Annotated in this window: 21 protein-coding genes and 1 tRNA gene; 11 read left to right on the top strand and 11 right to left on the bottom strand. The window is 63.7% G+C overall.

The features are described 5' to 3' along the window. Window positions 1–110 precede the first annotated feature (110 nt). Genes ABD704_RS03825 through queE form a run of 3 tightly spaced genes read left to right on the top strand, consistent with a single transcriptional unit; the run spans window position 111 to window position 1,752 of the window. A complete protein-coding gene (locus ABD704_RS03825) occupies window positions 111–461 on the top strand; it encodes a DUF3147 family protein (RefSeq protein ID WP_344698360.1) in 351 nt (116 codons plus the stop codon). After that, window positions 458–1,123: a 7-cyano-7-deazaguanine synthase QueC gene (gene queC / locus ABD704_RS03820; RefSeq protein WP_425565382.1), complete on the top strand. Its 666-nt coding sequence runs from the start codon at window positions 458–460 to the stop codon at window positions 1,121–1,123. Before ABD704_RS03825 ends, queC begins: the two co-directional genes overlap by 4 nt. After that, window positions 1,120–1,752 (top strand): 7-carboxy-7-deazaguanine synthase, encoded by a 633-nt coding sequence (queE, locus tag ABD704_RS03815; protein WP_344698359.1) that lies wholly within the window; start codon window positions 1,120–1,122, stop codon window positions 1,750–1,752. Before queC ends, queE begins: the two co-directional genes overlap by 4 nt. A 1-nt stretch (window position 1,753) precedes the next feature. On the opposite strand, the gene ABD704_RS03810 is transcribed toward queE, so the two are convergent. The 3 genes from ABD704_RS03810 to lipB all read right to left on the bottom strand — a co-directional run bounded on the left by ABD704_RS03810 (window position 1,754) and on the right by lipB (window position 3,197). Continuing rightward, a complete protein-coding gene (locus ABD704_RS03810; protein WP_344698358.1) occupies window positions 1,754–2,092 on the bottom strand; it encodes a hypothetical protein in 339 nt (112 codons plus the stop codon). 96 nt (window positions 2,093–2,188) lie between these two features. Beyond that, window positions 2,189–2,449, bottom strand: coding sequence for a hypothetical protein (locus ABD704_RS03805; protein WP_344698357.1), 261 nt, complete (start codon window positions 2,447–2,449; stop codon window positions 2,189–2,191). Window positions 2,450–2,534: 85 nt separating this feature from the next. Beyond that, a complete protein-coding gene (gene lipB, locus ABD704_RS03800) occupies window positions 2,535–3,197 on the bottom strand; it encodes a lipoyl(octanoyl) transferase LipB (protein ID WP_344698356.1) in 663 nt (220 codons plus the stop codon). A gap of 98 nt (window positions 3,198–3,295) precedes the next feature. Here lipB and ABD704_RS03795 point away from each other — a divergent pair, with 98 nt between their 5' ends. After that, window positions 3,296–4,126, top strand: a complete 831-nt coding sequence (locus tag ABD704_RS03795) for a DUF7847 domain-containing protein (RefSeq protein WP_344698355.1) — start codon at window positions 3,296–3,298, stop codon at window positions 4,124–4,126. Here the strand turns inward: ABD704_RS03795 and ABD704_RS03790 are convergent. Both ABD704_RS03790 and hemF read right to left on the bottom strand, forming a co-directional pair. Continuing rightward, window positions 4,072–4,686 (bottom strand): GNAT family N-acetyltransferase, encoded by a 615-nt coding sequence (locus ABD704_RS03790; protein ID WP_344698354.1) that lies wholly within the window; start codon window positions 4,684–4,686, stop codon window positions 4,072–4,074. The two genes, ABD704_RS03795 and ABD704_RS03790, sit on opposite strands and share 55 nt — an antisense overlap. Next, window positions 4,683–5,525: an oxygen-dependent coproporphyrinogen oxidase gene (hemF, locus tag ABD704_RS03785; protein WP_344698353.1), complete on the bottom strand. Its 843-nt coding sequence runs from the start codon at window positions 5,523–5,525 to the stop codon at window positions 4,683–4,685. The genes ABD704_RS03790 and hemF overlap by 4 nt, the downstream gene beginning before the upstream one ends. 155 nt (window positions 5,526–5,680) lie before the next feature. Between hemF and ABD704_RS03780 the strand changes: the two genes are divergently transcribed. Then, complete coding sequence (locus tag ABD704_RS03780) at window positions 5,681–6,136, top strand: EF-hand domain-containing protein (protein ID WP_344698352.1); 456 nt, start codon at window positions 5,681–5,683, stop codon at window positions 6,134–6,136. Here ABD704_RS03780 and ABD704_RS03775 read toward each other — a convergent pair. Both ABD704_RS03775 and ABD704_RS03770 read right to left on the bottom strand, forming a co-directional pair. Further along, complete coding sequence (locus ABD704_RS03775; protein WP_344698351.1) at window positions 6,130–6,345, bottom strand: helix-turn-helix domain-containing protein; 216 nt, start codon at window positions 6,343–6,345, stop codon at window positions 6,130–6,132. The two genes, ABD704_RS03780 and ABD704_RS03775, sit on opposite strands and share 7 nt — an antisense overlap. Continuing rightward, a complete protein-coding gene (locus ABD704_RS03770; protein ID WP_344700478.1) occupies window positions 6,346–6,684 on the bottom strand; it encodes a P-II family nitrogen regulator in 339 nt (112 codons plus the stop codon). A 77-nt stretch (window positions 6,685–6,761) separates the two neighbouring features. Between ABD704_RS03770 and ABD704_RS03765 the strand changes: the two genes are divergently transcribed. Together ABD704_RS03765 and ABD704_RS03760 are read left to right on the top strand one after the other, a co-directional pair. After that, the gene (locus ABD704_RS03765; RefSeq protein WP_344698350.1) at window positions 6,762–7,511 is read left to right on the top strand and encodes a phosphocholine cytidylyltransferase family protein; all 750 of its coding nucleotides are present in this window, start codon (window positions 6,762–6,764) and stop codon (window positions 7,509–7,511) included. 50 nt (window positions 7,512–7,561) lie between these two features. Beyond that, window positions 7,562–8,035 carry a GNAT family N-acetyltransferase gene (locus ABD704_RS03760; protein ID WP_344698349.1) on the top strand — a complete coding sequence of 158 codons (474 nt, stop codon included), beginning with the start codon at window positions 7,562–7,564 and terminating at the stop codon, window positions 8,033–8,035. A gap of 65 nt (window positions 8,036–8,100) precedes the next feature. Here the strand turns inward: ABD704_RS03760 and ABD704_RS03755 are convergent, their stop codons facing one another. The 3 genes from ABD704_RS03755 to ABD704_RS03745 all read right to left on the bottom strand — a co-directional run bounded on the left by ABD704_RS03755 (window position 8,101) and on the right by ABD704_RS03745 (window position 10,519). Then, window positions 8,101–8,490: an acyl-CoA thioesterase gene (locus tag ABD704_RS03755; RefSeq protein ID WP_344698348.1), complete on the bottom strand. Its 390-nt coding sequence runs from the start codon at window positions 8,488–8,490 to the stop codon at window positions 8,101–8,103. 105 nt (window positions 8,491–8,595) lie between these two features. After that, window positions 8,596–9,423, bottom strand: coding sequence for a type I methionyl aminopeptidase (gene map / locus ABD704_RS03750; protein WP_344698347.1), 828 nt, complete (start codon window positions 9,421–9,423; stop codon window positions 8,596–8,598). Window positions 9,424–9,463: 40 nt separating this feature from the next. Continuing rightward, window positions 9,464–10,519 carry a DUF5694 domain-containing protein gene (locus tag ABD704_RS03745; protein ID WP_344698346.1) on the bottom strand — a complete coding sequence of 352 codons (1,056 nt, stop codon included), beginning with the start codon at window positions 10,517–10,519 and terminating at the stop codon, window positions 9,464–9,466. Between the two features lie 72 nt (window positions 10,520–10,591). On the opposite strand from ABD704_RS03745, the gene ABD704_RS03740 reads away from it, so the two are divergent. After that, complete coding sequence (locus tag ABD704_RS03740) at window positions 10,592–11,353, top strand: competence/damage-inducible protein A (protein WP_344698345.1); 762 nt, start codon at window positions 10,592–10,594, stop codon at window positions 11,351–11,353. Window positions 11,354–11,379: 26 nt separating this feature from the next. On the opposite strand, the gene ABD704_RS03735 is transcribed toward ABD704_RS03740, so the two are convergent. Continuing rightward, window positions 11,380–11,453, bottom strand: a tRNA-Gly gene (locus tag ABD704_RS03735). Window positions 11,454–11,580: 127 nt separating this feature from the next. On the opposite strand from ABD704_RS03735, the gene ABD704_RS03730 reads away from it, so the two are divergent. From ABD704_RS03730 to ABD704_RS03720, 3 genes are read left to right on the top strand one after another with little or no spacing between them, the layout of a single operon-like run. Further along, window positions 11,581–12,024, top strand: a complete 444-nt coding sequence (locus ABD704_RS03730; protein WP_344698344.1) for a MarR family winged helix-turn-helix transcriptional regulator — start codon at window positions 11,581–11,583, stop codon at window positions 12,022–12,024. 5 nt (window positions 12,025–12,029) lie between these two features. Next, window positions 12,030–13,085 (top strand): HlyD family secretion protein, encoded by a 1,056-nt coding sequence (locus ABD704_RS03725; RefSeq protein WP_344698343.1) that lies wholly within the window; start codon window positions 12,030–12,032, stop codon window positions 13,083–13,085. Between the two features lie 7 nt (window positions 13,086–13,092). Then, window positions 13,093–14,649, top strand: a complete 1,557-nt coding sequence (locus ABD704_RS03720) for a DHA2 family efflux MFS transporter permease subunit (protein ID WP_344698342.1) — start codon at window positions 13,093–13,095, stop codon at window positions 14,647–14,649. Window positions 14,650–14,664 lie beyond the last annotated feature (15 nt).

The raw sequence follows: 14,664 nt of genomic DNA, 5'->3' as shown, positions 1-14,664 counted from the left end.
CGGATTGGCACGCTTTCCTCCCAATCGGGCAGCGATGCCCGAAACCTGGGCCGCCACTCGCAAGATGGCGGCCCTTCTTTTGTGCGTTTGCACGGCTTAAGGGCGCGCGCGTGCTGTACTTGATCATCAAAGCCGGGCTGTCCGGAATCATCGTCGCCGCGGTCTCCGAGATCGCGCGGCGCTATCCCGGCTGGGGTGGACTCGTCGCGTCGCTGCCGCTGACGTCGCTGCTGGCAATGCTGTGGCTGTGGCGGGACACGAACGACCCTGAGCGAGTCGCCGAGCTATCGATGGGCGCCTTCTGGTTTGTCCTGCCTTCGCTGCCGCTGTTCCTGGTATTGCCGATGCTGATTCGGTCGGGGGTCGGGTTCTGGGTGAGCCTCGCGATCGTGGTCATGGGCACGCTGGCACTCTACGCCCTGTGGTTCTGGGCGGCGCCACGGCTGGGAATCAAGCTGTGAAGACGGCGGTCGTGCTTCTTTCCGGCGGGCTCGATTCGATGGTCTGCGCGGGGCTTGCGCGCGAGGCGGGCTTTTCGGTTACCGCGCTGACGATCGATTACGGCCAGCGGCATCGTGTTGAGCTGGACGCTGCGCGGACGATCGCGGCACGCCTGGCGGACCGGCACATCGTCCTGCCCATGGACCTCCGGGCATTCGGCGGCTCGGCGCTGACGAGCGATGTCGACGTGCCCAAAGAGGGCGTGGGCGAGGGCATTCCGGTTACCTACGTGCCGGCGCGCAACACGATTTTCCTCAGCCTTGCGCTCGGTCTCGCGGAGGCGAGCGGGGCCCGTGACATCTATATCGGGGTCAATGCGCTAGATTATTCGGGCTATCCCGATTGTCGGCCCGAGTTTGTCGCCGAGTTCGAACGGCTGGCGAATGTCGCGACGAAGGCGGGTGTCGAGGGTGGGCGCTTCACGATCCACTCGCCGCTGCAGGAGATGACCAAGGCGGACATTGCGCGGGAAGCGGAGCGTCTTGGGCTCGACGCGGCGCTTAGCCACAGCTGCTACGATCCGTTGCCGGACGGGCGCGCCTGCGGCCGTTGCGACGCGTGCCGCCTCCGCGCCAAAGGCTTTGCCGACGCGGGGATCAAGGACCCGACGGCTTACGCATGACCTACGCCGTCAAGGAATGCTTCCTGACCCTTCAGGGCGAGGGCGTGCAGTCGGGCAGCCGAGCGGTGTTTCTGCGCTTTGCGGGGTGCAATCTGTGGTCGGGGCGCGAGCAGGACCGGGTCACGGCCGATTGTCGGTTCTGCGACACGGATTTCGTGGGGACGGACGGCGAGGGCGGGGGCAAGTTCGCCAGCGCGGACGACTTGGCCGGGCAGATCGAGCGCCTGTGGGGCGAGGGCGCGGCGGAGCGGCTAGTGGTCATCACCGGCGGCGAGCCGATGCTTCAGCTGGATGGTGCCCTGATCGATGCCTTGCATACGCGCGGCTTTCGGGTGGCGGTCGAGACGAATGGGACCCTTCCGGCGGCGGAAGGAATCGACTGGATTTGCGTAAGTCCGAAGGCGGGGACGAAGGTCGTGCAACGACGCGGCAACGAGCTGAAGCTGGTGTGGCCGCAAGAGGGGATCGATCCGGCCGAGCTCGAGGGCTGGGACTTCGACAATTTCCTGGTCCAGCCGATGGATTGCGCGACGCGCGAGGAGGCCGTCCAGGCGGCGATCAGGCTGGCGATGGAGCGGCCGACGTGGCGATTATCGCTCCAGTCTCACAAGCTGGTCGGGATTCAATAGCCTATTCGGTCGCGTTCGACGCAGCCGCGGTGTTGCCGGCCGGTGCTTCAGTCTTTGTTTTCGACGGCTTCGGACGCGGCTTGCTGACGGCTGAAGGTTTGGTGACGTTGCCCTCCGACAGGTTGTCAGTCTCATTGTCCGCTTCAACAGTGTAATTGACGTCGGCGGCCATGTTCGCGGCATCGCCAGTAACGGCATCGATCGCCGTAATATCGTTGGAAACGATGCTATCGGCCGTCAAATTCTCGTCGACGGTCATGTTGTTGTCGCTTTGAGCATTTTTTTTGCAGGCGCCTAGCGCGAGCGTTGCAACGGCGGCGACGATGATCAAGCGGCGCATGAGAGACTCCGGGACCTTAGCCAAAAAAAAGAGGCTGCCGGCATAACCGGCAGCCTCTTGAAACGCCAACGCCTCCTTGCGGAGGCGTTTCGCGAATTACATCGCGTTGTTGGCAGCAGCGTTAGCCGAAACAGCAGCGCTGTTGGCGGCGTCAGCAGCAGTGTTCGCGGCGTCGGCAGCGTTCATCGCCATGTTCGCGTCGGTCGCGTTCATGTCGGTGGTCGCATTCATGTCCGTCGCGTTCATGTCAGTCGTCGTGAGATTCTCATCGACGTTCATCGTGTTATTGGCGTTGTCCTTGCTGCTGCAAGCCGCAACCGCCAGGGCCGCACCAGCGACCAGGATAAGAGCACGCATTCAAGACTCCCTAATTATTGCGATCTGCATCGGAAGAGCCCGCTTCGCAAATCGCGCGGACAATAGTCTGAAGCGCGCGCCTGCATCAAGAGACTTTACAGGGGTCGTGCAACCCGTTGAGAAATGAAGGGAAACGACGCTTCAGGGCCGCATCAACACCTGACATGCCAATTTGTTTCCCCTGCTCCGCGAGGCTGGTCACGCCGAATTCCGCGATGCCACAAGGAATGATACCGCCAAAATGTGACAGATCCGGATCGACATTGAGCGAGAATCCGTGAAGCGTGACCCAGCGCTTCACCCGCACGCCAAGCGCGCCGATCTTCGCTTCGCTTGGGCCTTCGCCGACCCAGATGCCGATGCGGCCCGGTGCGGGGTGCGCGGAAACGCCGAGCTCGGCGAGGGTATCGATGATCCAGCCTTCGAGGCGGTGAACGAAACGGCGAATGTCCTTGCCGCGCTTTTCGAGGTCGAGAAGGACATAGCCGACGCGCTGACCGGGACCGTGATAGGTGTAGCGGCCGCCTCGGCCGGCTTCGTAGACGGGGAAATCGAGCGGATTGAACAGTTCGGCCGCGTCGGCGCTCGTGCCGGCGGTGAACAGCGGAGGATGCTCCAGCAGCCAGATGCACTCGCTCGCCGTGCCCGCGCGTATCGTCTCGGCGCGGGCATTCATGAAGGCGAGCGCCTCCTCATAGGGGACGGGTTGCTCGCTCACGCGCCACTCGATGTCGTCCGGCGGGTCCATACTAGCAGCAGATGGCTCCGCGCGACTTGCCGGGCAAGGGACGATTGCGCGGCTGCGCGCGGGCCCGCATAACGGCGAGACCTCTAGAAAGGGTGAGAATGACCGCACTGTCGATTTCGAAGGCCTGGGACGACAGCAAGGAGATTCTTGCGCGCGACGGGCGGCTGTTCGTGAGCGTCGCGCTCTGTCTGGTTGCGCTGCCGACCGTGATCACCGGGCTGATCAGCCCACGAGGGATGGCAGACCCTGAAGGGCCAATGTGGGTTTCGGTCGTCGGACTCATTGCCTCGCTCGTCGCGCTCGCGGGCCAATTGGCGCTGATCCGGCTCGCGCTTGCGCCATCGGTCACTGTCGCCGAGGCCATCGGGCATGGCGCGCGGCGCACGCTGATCTATCTGGTCGCGGCAATTTTGGTCGTCATCGCTCTATTCCTCATCGCCATTCCCTTTGTCTTCGTGCTGGCGGCGATCGGTGTCCCAGTGACCAAGACGAGCGCAACCACCATCGAGAGCTCACCGGGGCTTGGCGTGGCGGCGATCCTTTATTTCGCGGTCTTTTGCTACATCGGCGTGAGAATGGTCATGAGTGCCCCGGTTGCGACCGCGGAGCCGGTTGGACCGATTGCGACGCTCAGGCGCAGCTGGGATTTGACCGCGGGCCATTGGTGGAAGCTGTTCGGCTTCCTCGCGCTCTTTTTCATCGGCGCCATGTTTCTGCTTTATGCCGTCGGCCTGGCCATCGGCGCGGTCGTCAGTCTTTCGCTGGGGCCCGTCCAGCCGCTATCGACAAGCGCCCTGGTGATGGCGCTCGTCCATTCCCTGCTCAACGCGGCGCTGACGACAGTTCTCGCCGTGATGCTGGCGCGGATCTACGTTCAGCTTGCCGGGCGCGCGGAAGTCGAAGCGAGCGTCCCCAGCACCGGGATCTGAGGGGCGCAATCCATCGGCAGGAAGCCGAGCAGGCGCGGATCGGGGAATTGCTCGACCGCCCGCTTGAACGGCGTAAAGCCGGCTCGGCGATAGGCGGCGAGGGCGGCCGGGTGATCGAGCGAGCAGGTGTGGACGTGGATGCGCTTCACGCCGTCACGCCAGGCGCGGCTCACGGCCTCGCCAAGCAGCCAACGGCTATGGCCCTTGCCGGATAGCTCGGGAATCAGGCCGATGAAGGCTAGTTCGCACTGGCCGGCCTCGCGGAAGTCGAGTTCAATCATGCCGGCGTCGCGGCGTTCGGAGTCTCTGACGACGTAAAGCTCCACTTGGGGGTGCTGGATGATGGCGGCGAGTTGAGCATCATCCATGATCAGGCGGGAGAACCAGAGCCAAGGCGATCCGACGAGGCGGAAAAGTTCGCGATATCGAGCGGGATCCGGCGCATAGATGCGATCGAGGGACAGGCTGGATGACGGCACCGCTGAATCCGGACGCTCGTACATCTCCAGGAAGGTGACGACTGCCGCCAGCTCTACGTCGGCGACGGGCGAATAGCTCACTTCCACCTCGCGAGCGGGGGCAGACTCATGAGGATGGCGTCGATGTTTCCGCCGGTCTTGAGGCCGAACAGGGTTCCGCGGTCGTAGAGCAGGTTGAACTCGACATAGCGGCCGCGGAACTCGAGCAGGCGTTCCATGTCTGTTTCGGTGAATTCCGTATCCATCCGCTTCCGGACGATCTGCGGGAAGATGTCGAGGAACGCCTCGCCGACGTCCCTAGTGAACGCGAAATGCGCGTCGAAATGGCCTTCCAGATGGTCGTAGAAGATGCCGCCGACGCCGCGCGAGACGTTGCGGTGCGGAATCCAGAAATATTCCTCCGCCCACTTAGACAAGCGCGGATAGAAGGTCGGGTCGTGCGCAGCGCAGGCGGCGCGAAGGCGAGCGTGGAAGGCCTCGGTATCCTCCTCGATCGGGATTGCGGGGTTGAGGTCGGCGCCACCACCGAACCAGCGCTTGGTCGTCGTAAGGAAGCGCGTGTTCATGTGCACCGCGGGCACGTGCGGATTGGCCATGTGCGCGACGAGGCTGATGCCGGTGGCGAAAAAGCTTGGGTCGTCCTCGGCGCCCGGAATGCTCTTGGCGAATTCGGGCGAGAAAGCGCCGCCGACGGTCGAGACGTTGACCCCGACCTTTTCGAATACCTTGCCGGTCATCTGCCCGCGCACACCACCACCCCCGGGGGCGCCACCATGGTCGATTCGCTCCCAGGGCGTGAAAACGAAGGCCGCGTCCGACCCATCCTCACGCTCAATCGCTTCGAACGCGGCGCAGATGCGGTCGCGCAGTGACTCGAACCAGTCGCGGGCGGCTTGCTGTTGGTCGTCGAGGGGCTGCATCAGACCGTCTTTGCCAGCCGCGCGCCCGTGCGCAAGCCGGGATGTGGCAAAGAGTTAATCAGCGCATCACCTTCAGTTCAGGCGATCATCGCCAAGGGGAGCGTGACAGGGACCGACGGCCTGCGCATTTCGGCCGGATCAAAGGACCGACAAACATGAAGAGATTGTTCGCAACCGTTGCGCTCGGTGCCGCGCTATCGACAACGCCCGTTTCGGCCTCGCTCGCGCAGGCCTCGCCATCAGTCAGCCATGCTCTAAAGCCCGACCTTACGCGCCAGCAGGCGCTGCAGCGTGCCGACAGCCTCTTCGATATGTTCGACCTCAATCACGACGGCGTGATGACCATGACGGAAGCGCAGCAGGTCGGGCAGCGGTTGATGCTTCAGAGAGCGTCGACGGGCCGGGACGCCGCGCCGGGGATCGGCGGGCACACGCTCAAATATCTCGAACACGCTTTCGCCGGTATGGAGAAAGTGAGCCGCTCACAGTTCGAACAGGCGTTGCTTAGCCATTTCGATGCGATGGATTTGAATCACGATGGCGTCCTGACGGCGGCGGAGCGCGAGCATCGCAACCAGGGCGAAGCGGTGTCGGCGAAGGGGTCTCAGTAAACGCGCCGCTGCGCGTTCACGAGCATCCTGAGCAACATGGCGACCGGTCGTGGCACGCCCACCTTGCCTTCAAGCCACAGGCTGACGGCCGAGCGTGAGACGCCGATCGCCTGCGCGAGGTCGTTCTGCGTGCGGTAACCGAGCGTCCGCATCGCCGTGCGGAGCTCGTCGGGCGACATGGACGCAAGCATTTCACGGGATTCGCTCATCTAGATCGCGTCGGCTCCGCGGTCGCCGGTGCGGATCCGGATCGCCTGATGCACGTCCAGAACGAAGATCTTGCCGTCGCCAATGCGCCCGGTGCGGGCCGCGTTCTCGATGGCCTCGATCACGTTTTCGACCAGGCCGTCCTCAACCACGACCTCGACCTTCACCTTGGGAAGGAAGTCGATGACATATTCGGCGCCGCGATAAAGCTCGGTATGGCCTTTCTGCCGCCCGAAGCCCTTGACCTCGACCACGGTGAGGCCGGAGACGCCGACCTCGTGCAGCGCGTCCTTGACGTCGTCCAGCTTGAACGGCTTGATGATCGCTTCGATCTTCTTCACGCCTGTGCCCTTTTTGAAACGGCTCACCCGCTAATGCCCAATCGCCGCCGCATTTGAAAGGCAGGGCCGCGCCCGAAATGAAAGCCATCATCCTTTCCGCAGGGCAGGGGTCACGCCTCGGCCACATGGTCGACGACCGGCCCAAGTGCCTGATCGACTTCAACGGGCGCAGCTTGCTCGACCGCCAGCTCGAAACGCTGGAGGCGAATGGAGTCCACGAGGCTGTGGTCGTCACGGGTTTCCATGATGAGCTGGTCAACGAGGCGATCACCCGGCGGAGCGGCGGGCCGGCCGTGCGGACGATCTTCAATCCGTTCTTCAAGGTCGCCGACAATACCGGCTCCCTGTTCATGGCTCGCGAGGAGCTGACGGGCGATTGCCTGGTGTGGAATGGCGACACGCTGGTTTCCCGCGCCTTGATGCGGCGAGTGGTGGAAAACGATCGGGCGGGCATCTGCGTCACGGTCGACCGCAAGCCGTCCTACGACGACGACGACATGAAGGTCATCCGCGACGAAAGCGGCCGCCTGCGGGCCATCGGCAAGCGCATCAGCGATGGCGTCAACGCGGAATCGATCGGTTTGCTCGCCTTTCGCAACGGAGGTGCCGAGTGCTTCCGCGGCGCGATCGAGCGCGCGATGCGGACCAGCGAGGGCACGACCATCTGGTACCTGCGGGTCATCCACCATCTCGCCCAGAACAGCGAGGTGTGGACGCTGGACATCAATGGCGAGGAATGGGGCGAGGTCGACTTCCCGCCCGACGTCGAGGCGGCGCGCGAGCTTACAGCGAAGTGGGATGCGGCGGAGAAAGCCGCCGCTGCTTAGCTAGCGTCCGTTTTGGGGAAAGCTGACACGGCGTGTACCAGTCGAAGAAGATGCCGATACGCCCTTTTCGTTCTTCAGATGCGGACGATCTCGCACGAATATTCTTCGCCGCAATCCATGAGATTGCTAAGCACTACTATTCCGAAGAGCAGGTGAACGCCTGGGCGCCTGTTATGCCGACCGCTGAGCGCTTCGTTCAGCGTGGAGCTGATGGACGGCTGCTACTCGTCGCTGTCAATGATTCAGGCGGGCCGCTTGCTTATGGCGACTTGGAGGCGGACGGCCGCATGGATCACCTGTTTTGTCGGCCCGATGCAGCCGGAACCGGCGTCACATCCGTTCTATACGATCATATCGAAGCGGCGGGTGCCGACCGTGGCCTCACGCGCCTGTTCGTGGAAGCCAGCGAGCCGGCCCGCCGCTTCTTCCTGAAGAAGGGTTTCGAGGTCGTCGAGCGACGCGATTCCGAACTTTCAGGCATTCCGATTCCCAACTTCGCAATGGAGAAGCAAATCGACCGCTGAGGGCAACGACGAACTGTCGGCGCAATGGCAGGAATGGGTCGAAAGCGGACACTAGCGCGAGAAGCCTAAACCTCCGGCGGCAGGAACCTGCTGGTGATTTCGCGCGCGAGCCTCGCGGGGCGCTGGGTGACCGCGTCGAGGCAGCACCAGCAGCTTTTCACTTCGCTGAGCACGTCCTGCCCACGGCGGACGACGGTCGTGAAATAGGCGCGAGCGCCTTCGACCTTATCGGCGATGACCTCGGCGACGACATTGTCCTGGAGGAAGGTCGGGCGCCGGTAGGAAATCTCATGCTTGAGCGCGACCCACAGGTGGCGCGCAACTGCGTCGGGCGGGGCGACGGTGCGCCAATAGTCGATGACCGCCTCCTGCACCCATTTCAGGTACACGCTATTGTTCACATGACCCATGTGGTCGATGTCGGCCGGTTCGATCGCAACTTGATGGCGGAACATCGCCGGTTATCCCCACGGAAAAATTGGCTTGCAGGCTCTCACTTGCTGACAGTCATGTCAATAACGTCCAAGTCCCGATTCGGTTCAGACGCCCGCCGCAAATTTTCAGTAGGGCGGCTTGTCCCGGCCGGCGAGGCTCTTCGTAAAGATCTCGCAGCCGCTGTCGGTGATGCCGATCGAATGTTCGAATTGCGCGGAAAGCGAGCGGTCGCGGGTGACAGCCGTCCAGCCGTCGTCGAGCACCTTCACGTCGGCGCGGCCGATGTTGATCATCGGCTCGACGGTGAAGATCATGCCCGGCTTGAGTTCGGGGCCGGAGCCGGGCCGGCCGGCATGGATGACCTCAGGGCTGTCGTGGAACAGCCGCCCGACGCCGTGCCCGCAGAAGTCGCGGACGACGCTATAGCGCTGGCCTTCGGCATGACGCTGGATCGCGTTGGCGATATCGCCGAGGTGGTTGCCCGGCTTGGCCTGCTCGAGCCCGAGCATCAGGCATTCGTAGGTGATGTCGACCAGCTTGCGCGCCTTGATGCCGACATCGCCGACCAGGAACATGCGGCTGGTGTCGCCATGCCAGCCGTCGACGATCGGCGTGACGTCGATGTTGACGATGTCGCCGTCCTTCAGCGCCTTGTCGCTCGGGATGCCGTGGCAGACGACGTGATTGATCGAGATGCAGCAGCTCTTGGTGTAACCGCGATAGCCGAGGGTCGCCGGGGTCCCGCCGCCGTCCAGCGTCATGCGATGGACGATCTCGTCGATTTCCTGTGTGGACGCGCCGGGGACGACGTGCGGCGCAAGCGCATCGAGGATCTCTGCCGCGAGCCGCCCGGCCTTGCGCATGCCTTCGAACGCGTCGGGCCCGTGAAGTTTGATCACGCCGTTGCGTGACTCGGCGCGGTCTTCCGCAGAGACGGTGATGTACTCGGTCATGGCCCTTAGGTAGTGAAAAGGCGGCGGATTTGCACCCCGTTCAACGCAGGAATTGCATCGCGTCGACGATGCGGACGTCCTGCATCATGTCGAGATAGGCATCGAGATAGCCCTTGTGGGTCGACCCGACGATGACGAGCACGCGGGCTTCGGGCTTGGTGGCGAAGGCGGCGCGGATGTTGGCGGCCATGCGTAGGTTCCGGTTCTCCCACCACGACAGGTACTGCCGTCCGTAGAGCTTGTCAGACGGCCATTTCGCATTGCGGCCCATGTCGGCGGCGATGCTTTCGCGCTGCGTCTTCGGCTCATTGAGGAAGCGGTAGAGATCGAGAAGTGCCGCGGAATCCGGAATATGCGCCTCCCGTCGCTTGTATTCCTGCTGGACGGGCGGAACGGGCTTGGCGCGCCACGCGGCCTGGATCGCCTTGGCGTAGTCGTCGCCGGAGTCGGGTCCGTCGGCGAGATGGTCGTCGGTCTGCCGCACGCGCTCGAGCCCAAGGCGAGCGGCGAGGGTGGCGCCGATCGCGATATTCTCGTTGGGCGGTTTGCCCTTGCGTTCGAGGAGCTCGACCATGGTCTGGGTGAGCCCGTCGCCGGCTTTCCGCTCTGCCTCGGGGAGGCGCAGCCACTGGACTGCGGCGGCGGACCGCTCGTTGGCGGCGATAAAGAGCATGGCGAGGCGCCGGCGTTGCGCGGCGGTTGGCTGCGCCGGCCATGAAGCGAGCGTCTTCTCCACCTCCGTGGTCGCGGCGGGGACGGAAAGGCCGGTCGCCTTTTCGATATCGTCCGTCGGCCAGCAATAATCGTCCCAAGAGGTGCCGTGCTGCGCCTTGAAGCGCTGCATAGTGTCGCATTCCTCGCCCGAAGGCGCCTCGATGGTGATGACGTCGGGCTTGAAGCGCGCGAGGCGGGCAAGCAGCGGCTCGAGCAGCTTTGGGTCGAGTTTTTCCGGCAGCTGGGAGAGGTGGGGCGTGCCGAGCACCAGCACCTGCGCAGGCTTGCCGACAATCTCATTCTTGTGCTGGCGCGGGTCGAAGGCCGGCGGTCCAGCGGCGAAGGTCTGGGCTGCGGCAAGCGCGATCAGTGAAGCGGGCATGATACCTCCGCCGTGGTGTATTACATAGCTAACTCACTTGAGCAAGACGCTGGGCGCGCTAGAGCGTAGGGCATGGCATCGCCACGCACCTGGACCGCCGCGCTGATGGTGATCGGCGACGAGCTTCTCTCCGGCCGGACGCAGGACAAGAATGTCGCGCAGGTCGCGGTCTGGCTGAACGATCAGGGCATCCGGCTCGCCGAGGTGCGGATCGTCCCGGACGACTCAGCGCGCATTGGCGATACCGTGAACGAGCTTCGCGCCGCGCACGACTACGTACTGACTACGGGCGGTATCGGACCCACCCACGATGACATCACGGTGGATGCGATCGCGGCGGCTTTTGGAGTCCCGGTCGTCGTCGATGACCAAGCGAGGGCGATCCTGACGGAATATTATCGCGACCGGCCGGGCGGTTTGACCGAAGCGCGGCTGCGGATGGCCCGCGTGCCGCAGGGCTCGGAGCTGATTCCCAACCCCACGTCGGGCGCACCGGGCGTCAGGATCGAGAATGTCTACATCATGGCCGGGGTGCCACACATTGCGGCAAGCATGCTGCAGGCGCTGACCGGAAAGCTGGAAGGCGGGCGGCCGGTCGTATCCGTAACTGTCGGCGCGAGAGTGCCTGAGAGCGACGTCGCCGATCTGCTCCGCGAGACGGAAGCGGCGCATCCGGGCGTGGCCATCGGCAGCTATCCGTTTTTTAAGGACGGCCTCTATGGCGCCAACTTCGTCATCCGGTCCGAGGATGAGGCGCTAGCGAAGGTGACTAGCGACGATCTGTCGCAGCGGCTTCGTAATGTCGGCTTCGAGCCGGTCGAGGGCGGGATTTAACGCCTCTTCTCTTTAGTGTTCGTCAATGGAGCGGGTAGCGGGAATCGAACCCGCGCGTTCAGCTTGGGAAGCTGACAGGCTACCATTACATCATACCCGCCCAGTGCAGACGCCGAGTTAGGTCGCGCCTGCTGCCCCGTCAACGCGAGATGAAACTTCGGTCGCCGGGAACGAAAACGCACAAAAAAGGTTGCTCAAAATAAGTAGGCTTACTATATTCGTTTCTAATGGAAACCTTTCCCTTCGAAATCGGCGAGACCGCTCACGCGCTCCGCAAGGCATTCGACCGCAAGGCGGTCGGGCTCGGCGTCACGCGCGCCCAGTGGAAAGTGCTGTTTCGCCTTGAGCGGCAACCCGGACTTCGCCAGATCGAGCTTGCCGACCTGCTCGATATCGAGCCGATCACGCTGACGCGCATTCTCGACCGGCTCGAGGAAGCGGGCCTGGTCGAGCGTTCGTCCGATCCCGCTGACCGGCGGGCGTGGCGGCTTCACGTCACCGCGCAGGCGCAGCCACTCATCGAGAAGCTGAAGGCCGTTGGTGCCGACCTCGCCGCCGACGCCTTCTCAGGGATTGACCCCAAGGACATTGAAACTGCTCGGCAAGTGCTCGCGCGAATACGCGAGAATGCCGGCCGTTGCGGAATGATCGACAGGGCATCGAACCAATGAACAAAATGGCTACCGAACCGATGACCGGCACCGAGGCCGCTCAAGCGCCCGAAGTCAAAAAGGCGCCCAAGCGTTCGCTTCGGACGATCCTGATGCTGATCGTGCCGGCAATCCTGATCGTCTTGGGCGGCTATTACTGGCTGACCAGCGGCGACAGCGTGTCGACCGACGATGCGCAGGTGAAGCAGGACATCGTTTCCGTCAGCCCGCAGGTGAACGGCCAGGTCGTCGAAGTCTTCGTTCGCAATGGCGCGAAGGTGAAGCGCGGCCAGCTCCTCTTCCGCATCGACCCGCAGCCCTATCGCGTGGCGCTTGAGCAGGCCGAGGCGACGCTCGCCAGTGCGCGGCTTCAGACGCAGGTGCTCCGCACGACCGCGGCCGGAACCGGTGGTGACATCACGGGTGCGCAGGCCAATCTTGCGATCAAGCGCAATGCCCTGAGCCGCCAGCAGGCGCTGCTGAAGCAGGGCTTCACGACGCGTGCCGATTATGAGGATGCGCTCAACGACGTGCGTTCTGCTGAGACGCAGCTTGCCGACGCCCGCGCCCGTGCCGCCAATGCCAGCGCGGCTGTCGCGCCGGGCGGCGACCAGCCGCAGATCGCGCAGGCGCAGGCCGCCGTCGACAAGGCGAAGCTCGAACTGTCGCGCACGGACGTTCACGCGCCGATGGATGGCATCGTCGAAAATGCCGACAACCTCCAGGTCGGGCAGATGGCCGTGACAGGCGTCGGGATGGTCTCGCTCGTCCGCAGCACGACCGCCTGGGTCGAGGCGAACTTCAAGGAGAAGGACCTCTCCCGCATGGCTCCTGGCCAAAAAGCGACGATCCAGGTCGACGCCTATGGGGGCGAGAAGTTCAAGGCGCACGTCCAGAGCATCGGCGCCGGTACTGGCAGCGAATTCTCGCTACTTCCGGCGCAGAATGCGAATGGCAACTGGGTCAAGGTGACGCAGCGCGTGCCGGTGCGGATTGCCTTCGATGGTACGCCGTCACGGCCGATGATCGCCGGCCTGTCGGTGACCGCGACCGTCCAGCTCGAAGACAAGTCGAAGAAGTAAGCCGCCGATGGCGGACAACACACCGGCCCATATCGCAACGCACCCGCTGCCGACTGGCGAGCGGGTCATCGTCACCATCGGCGTGATGATGGCCGTGCTTCTGCAGGTGCTGGATACGACGATCGCCAACGTCGCGCTACCGCATATGCAGGCGAGCCTCAGTGCGTCGCAGGACACGATCAACTGGGTGCTGACGAGCTATATCGTCGCCTCCGCGATCGCGCTGCCGATCAGCGGCTGGTTGGCGGACAAGGTAGGGCGGAAGCGGCTACTGCTGGTTTCGGTCGTGGGCTTCACGGTGGCGTCAGTTCTGTGCGCGACCGCGACGTCGCTGACCGAGATGGTGGCGTTTCGCGCGCTTCAGGGCATCAGCGGCGCTTTCATTGTCCCGCTCGCGCAGGCGACCCTGTTCGATATCAACCCGCGTGAGAAGCACGGCCAAGCCATGGCCTTGTTCGGCGGCGGCGTCATGATCGGCCCCATTCTTGGGCCGGTGCTCGGCGGGTGGCTGACCGATAATTACAACTGGCGCTGGGTGTTCCTGGTGAACTTGCCCGTCGGCATCATCTGCGCGTTGCTAATGCTGCGCTTCATGCCGAAGACGGAGACTCACCAGCGCAAGTTCGACATGTTCGGCTTCGCGCTTCTGGCGATCGCGCTCGGCGCGCTGCAGCTGTTCCTGGATCGCGGCGAGCAACAGGATTGGCTGTCGAGCTGGGAGATCCGGCTGGAGTTGGGCTTCGCGATTGGTGCCGCCTGGATGTTCGTCGTCCACATGGCGACGGCGGACCAGCCGCTGTTCGAACGCAAGATGTTCGCGGACCGCAATTTCGCGACCGGACTGGTGTTCATGGCGGTGACGGGCGTGCTGCTGCTCGCGGGTCTCGCGCTGCTGCCGCCGCTCTTGCAGAACCTCTACGGCTATTCGGTGCTGCAGTCGGGCTTCCTGACCGCGCCGCGCGGCGTCGGCACGCTGATATCCATGCTCCTTGCCGGGCGATTGACCGGAAAGATCGACTCACGCCTGCTGGTGGGCATCGGCGTCGTCCTGATGGGCGTGTCGCTTTACATGATGACCGGCTTCGCCATCGAACAACCTTCGCGTCCGGTGATCATGAGCGGTGTCGTTCAGGGCCTGGGCCTCGGCCTCATTTTCGTGCCGCTGCAGAGCCTGGCGTTCGAGACCTTGCTGCCTCGCATGCGAACGACGGCTGCCGCCTTGCTGAACCTGTCGCGAAACATCGGGGGCTCGATCGGCATTTCGGTCGTCAGCACGCAGCTGGTTCGCATGACGCAGGTCAGTCACGCGGACCTTGCAGCTAATATCACGCAGCAGACTATACCAACGGCGGACCCGACGATCCTGCAGACGGCGATCCCAGTCGCTGGCCCGGCGGCGCTCGCCTACATCAACATGATGATCAACAAGCAGGCGCTGTTCATCGCCTATCTCGACGACTTCAAGCTGATGATGATCGTGACCCTCTCGGTGCTGCCGCTCCTGCTGTTCATGAAGCGCGGCAATCAGGGCGGCGGCGGAGCGCAGCACGTCGCCATGGATTAAGTTCAACCAAGGAGA

Origin of the sequence: Sphingomonas limnosediminicola (genome assembly GCF_039537965.1) — a bacterium.
GTDB lineage: Bacteria > Pseudomonadota > Alphaproteobacteria > Sphingomonadales > Sphingomonadaceae > Sphingomicrobium > Sphingomicrobium limnosediminicola.
Note: the sequence above shows the minus strand (reverse complement) of the source record. Positions and strands in the feature narration are given on the sequence as shown.

Excerpts from the sequence above, each read along its gene's own strand:
- queE (WP_344698359.1), top strand. The coding sequence starts at position 1,120 with ATGACCTACGCCGTCAAGGAATGCTTCCTGACCCTTCAGGGCGAGGGC.
- ABD704_RS03755 (WP_344698348.1), bottom strand. The coding sequence starts at position 8,490 with ATGTTCCGCCATCAAGTTGCGATCGAACCGGCCGACATCGACCACATG.
- ABD704_RS03745 (WP_344698346.1), bottom strand. The coding sequence starts at position 10,519 with ATGCCCGCTTCACTGATCGCGCTTGCCGCAGCCCAGACCTTCGCCGCT.
- ABD704_RS03725 (WP_344698343.1), top strand. The coding sequence starts at position 12,030 with ATGGCTACCGAACCGATGACCGGCACCGAGGCCGCTCAAGCGCCCGAA.
- ABD704_RS03780 (WP_344698352.1), top strand. The coding sequence starts at position 5,681 with ATGAAGAGATTGTTCGCAACCGTTGCGCTCGGTGCCGCGCTATCGACA.
- ABD704_RS03760 (WP_344698349.1), top strand. The coding sequence starts at position 7,562 with ATGCCGATACGCCCTTTTCGTTCTTCAGATGCGGACGATCTCGCACGA.
- ABD704_RS03795 (WP_344698355.1), top strand. The coding sequence starts at position 3,296 with ATGACCGCACTGTCGATTTCGAAGGCCTGGGACGACAGCAAGGAGATT.
- ABD704_RS03720 (WP_344698342.1), top strand. The coding sequence starts at position 13,093 with ATGGCGGACAACACACCGGCCCATATCGCAACGCACCCGCTGCCGACT.
- ABD704_RS03740 (WP_344698345.1), top strand. The coding sequence starts at position 10,592 with ATGGCATCGCCACGCACCTGGACCGCCGCGCTGATGGTGATCGGCGAC.
- ABD704_RS03805 (WP_344698357.1), bottom strand. The coding sequence starts at position 2,449 with ATGCGTGCTCTTATCCTGGTCGCTGGTGCGGCCCTGGCGGTTGCGGCT.
- ABD704_RS03810 (WP_344698358.1), bottom strand. The coding sequence starts at position 2,092 with ATGCGCCGCTTGATCATCGTCGCCGCCGTTGCAACGCTCGCGCTAGGC.
- ABD704_RS03775 (WP_344698351.1), bottom strand. The coding sequence starts at position 6,345 with ATGAGCGAATCCCGTGAAATGCTTGCGTCCATGTCGCCCGACGAGCTC.
- lipB (WP_344698356.1), bottom strand. The coding sequence starts at position 3,197 with ATGGACCCGCCGGACGACATCGAGTGGCGCGTGAGCGAGCAACCCGTC.
- ABD704_RS03730 (WP_344698344.1), top strand. The coding sequence starts at position 11,581 with ATGGAAACCTTTCCCTTCGAAATCGGCGAGACCGCTCACGCGCTCCGC.
- ABD704_RS03765 (WP_344698350.1), top strand. The coding sequence starts at position 6,762 with ATGAAAGCCATCATCCTTTCCGCAGGGCAGGGGTCACGCCTCGGCCAC.
- hemF (WP_344698353.1), bottom strand. The coding sequence starts at position 5,525 with ATGCAGCCCCTCGACGACCAACAGCAAGCCGCCCGCGACTGGTTCGAG.
- map (WP_344698347.1), bottom strand. The coding sequence starts at position 9,423 with ATGACCGAGTACATCACCGTCTCTGCGGAAGACCGCGCCGAGTCACGC.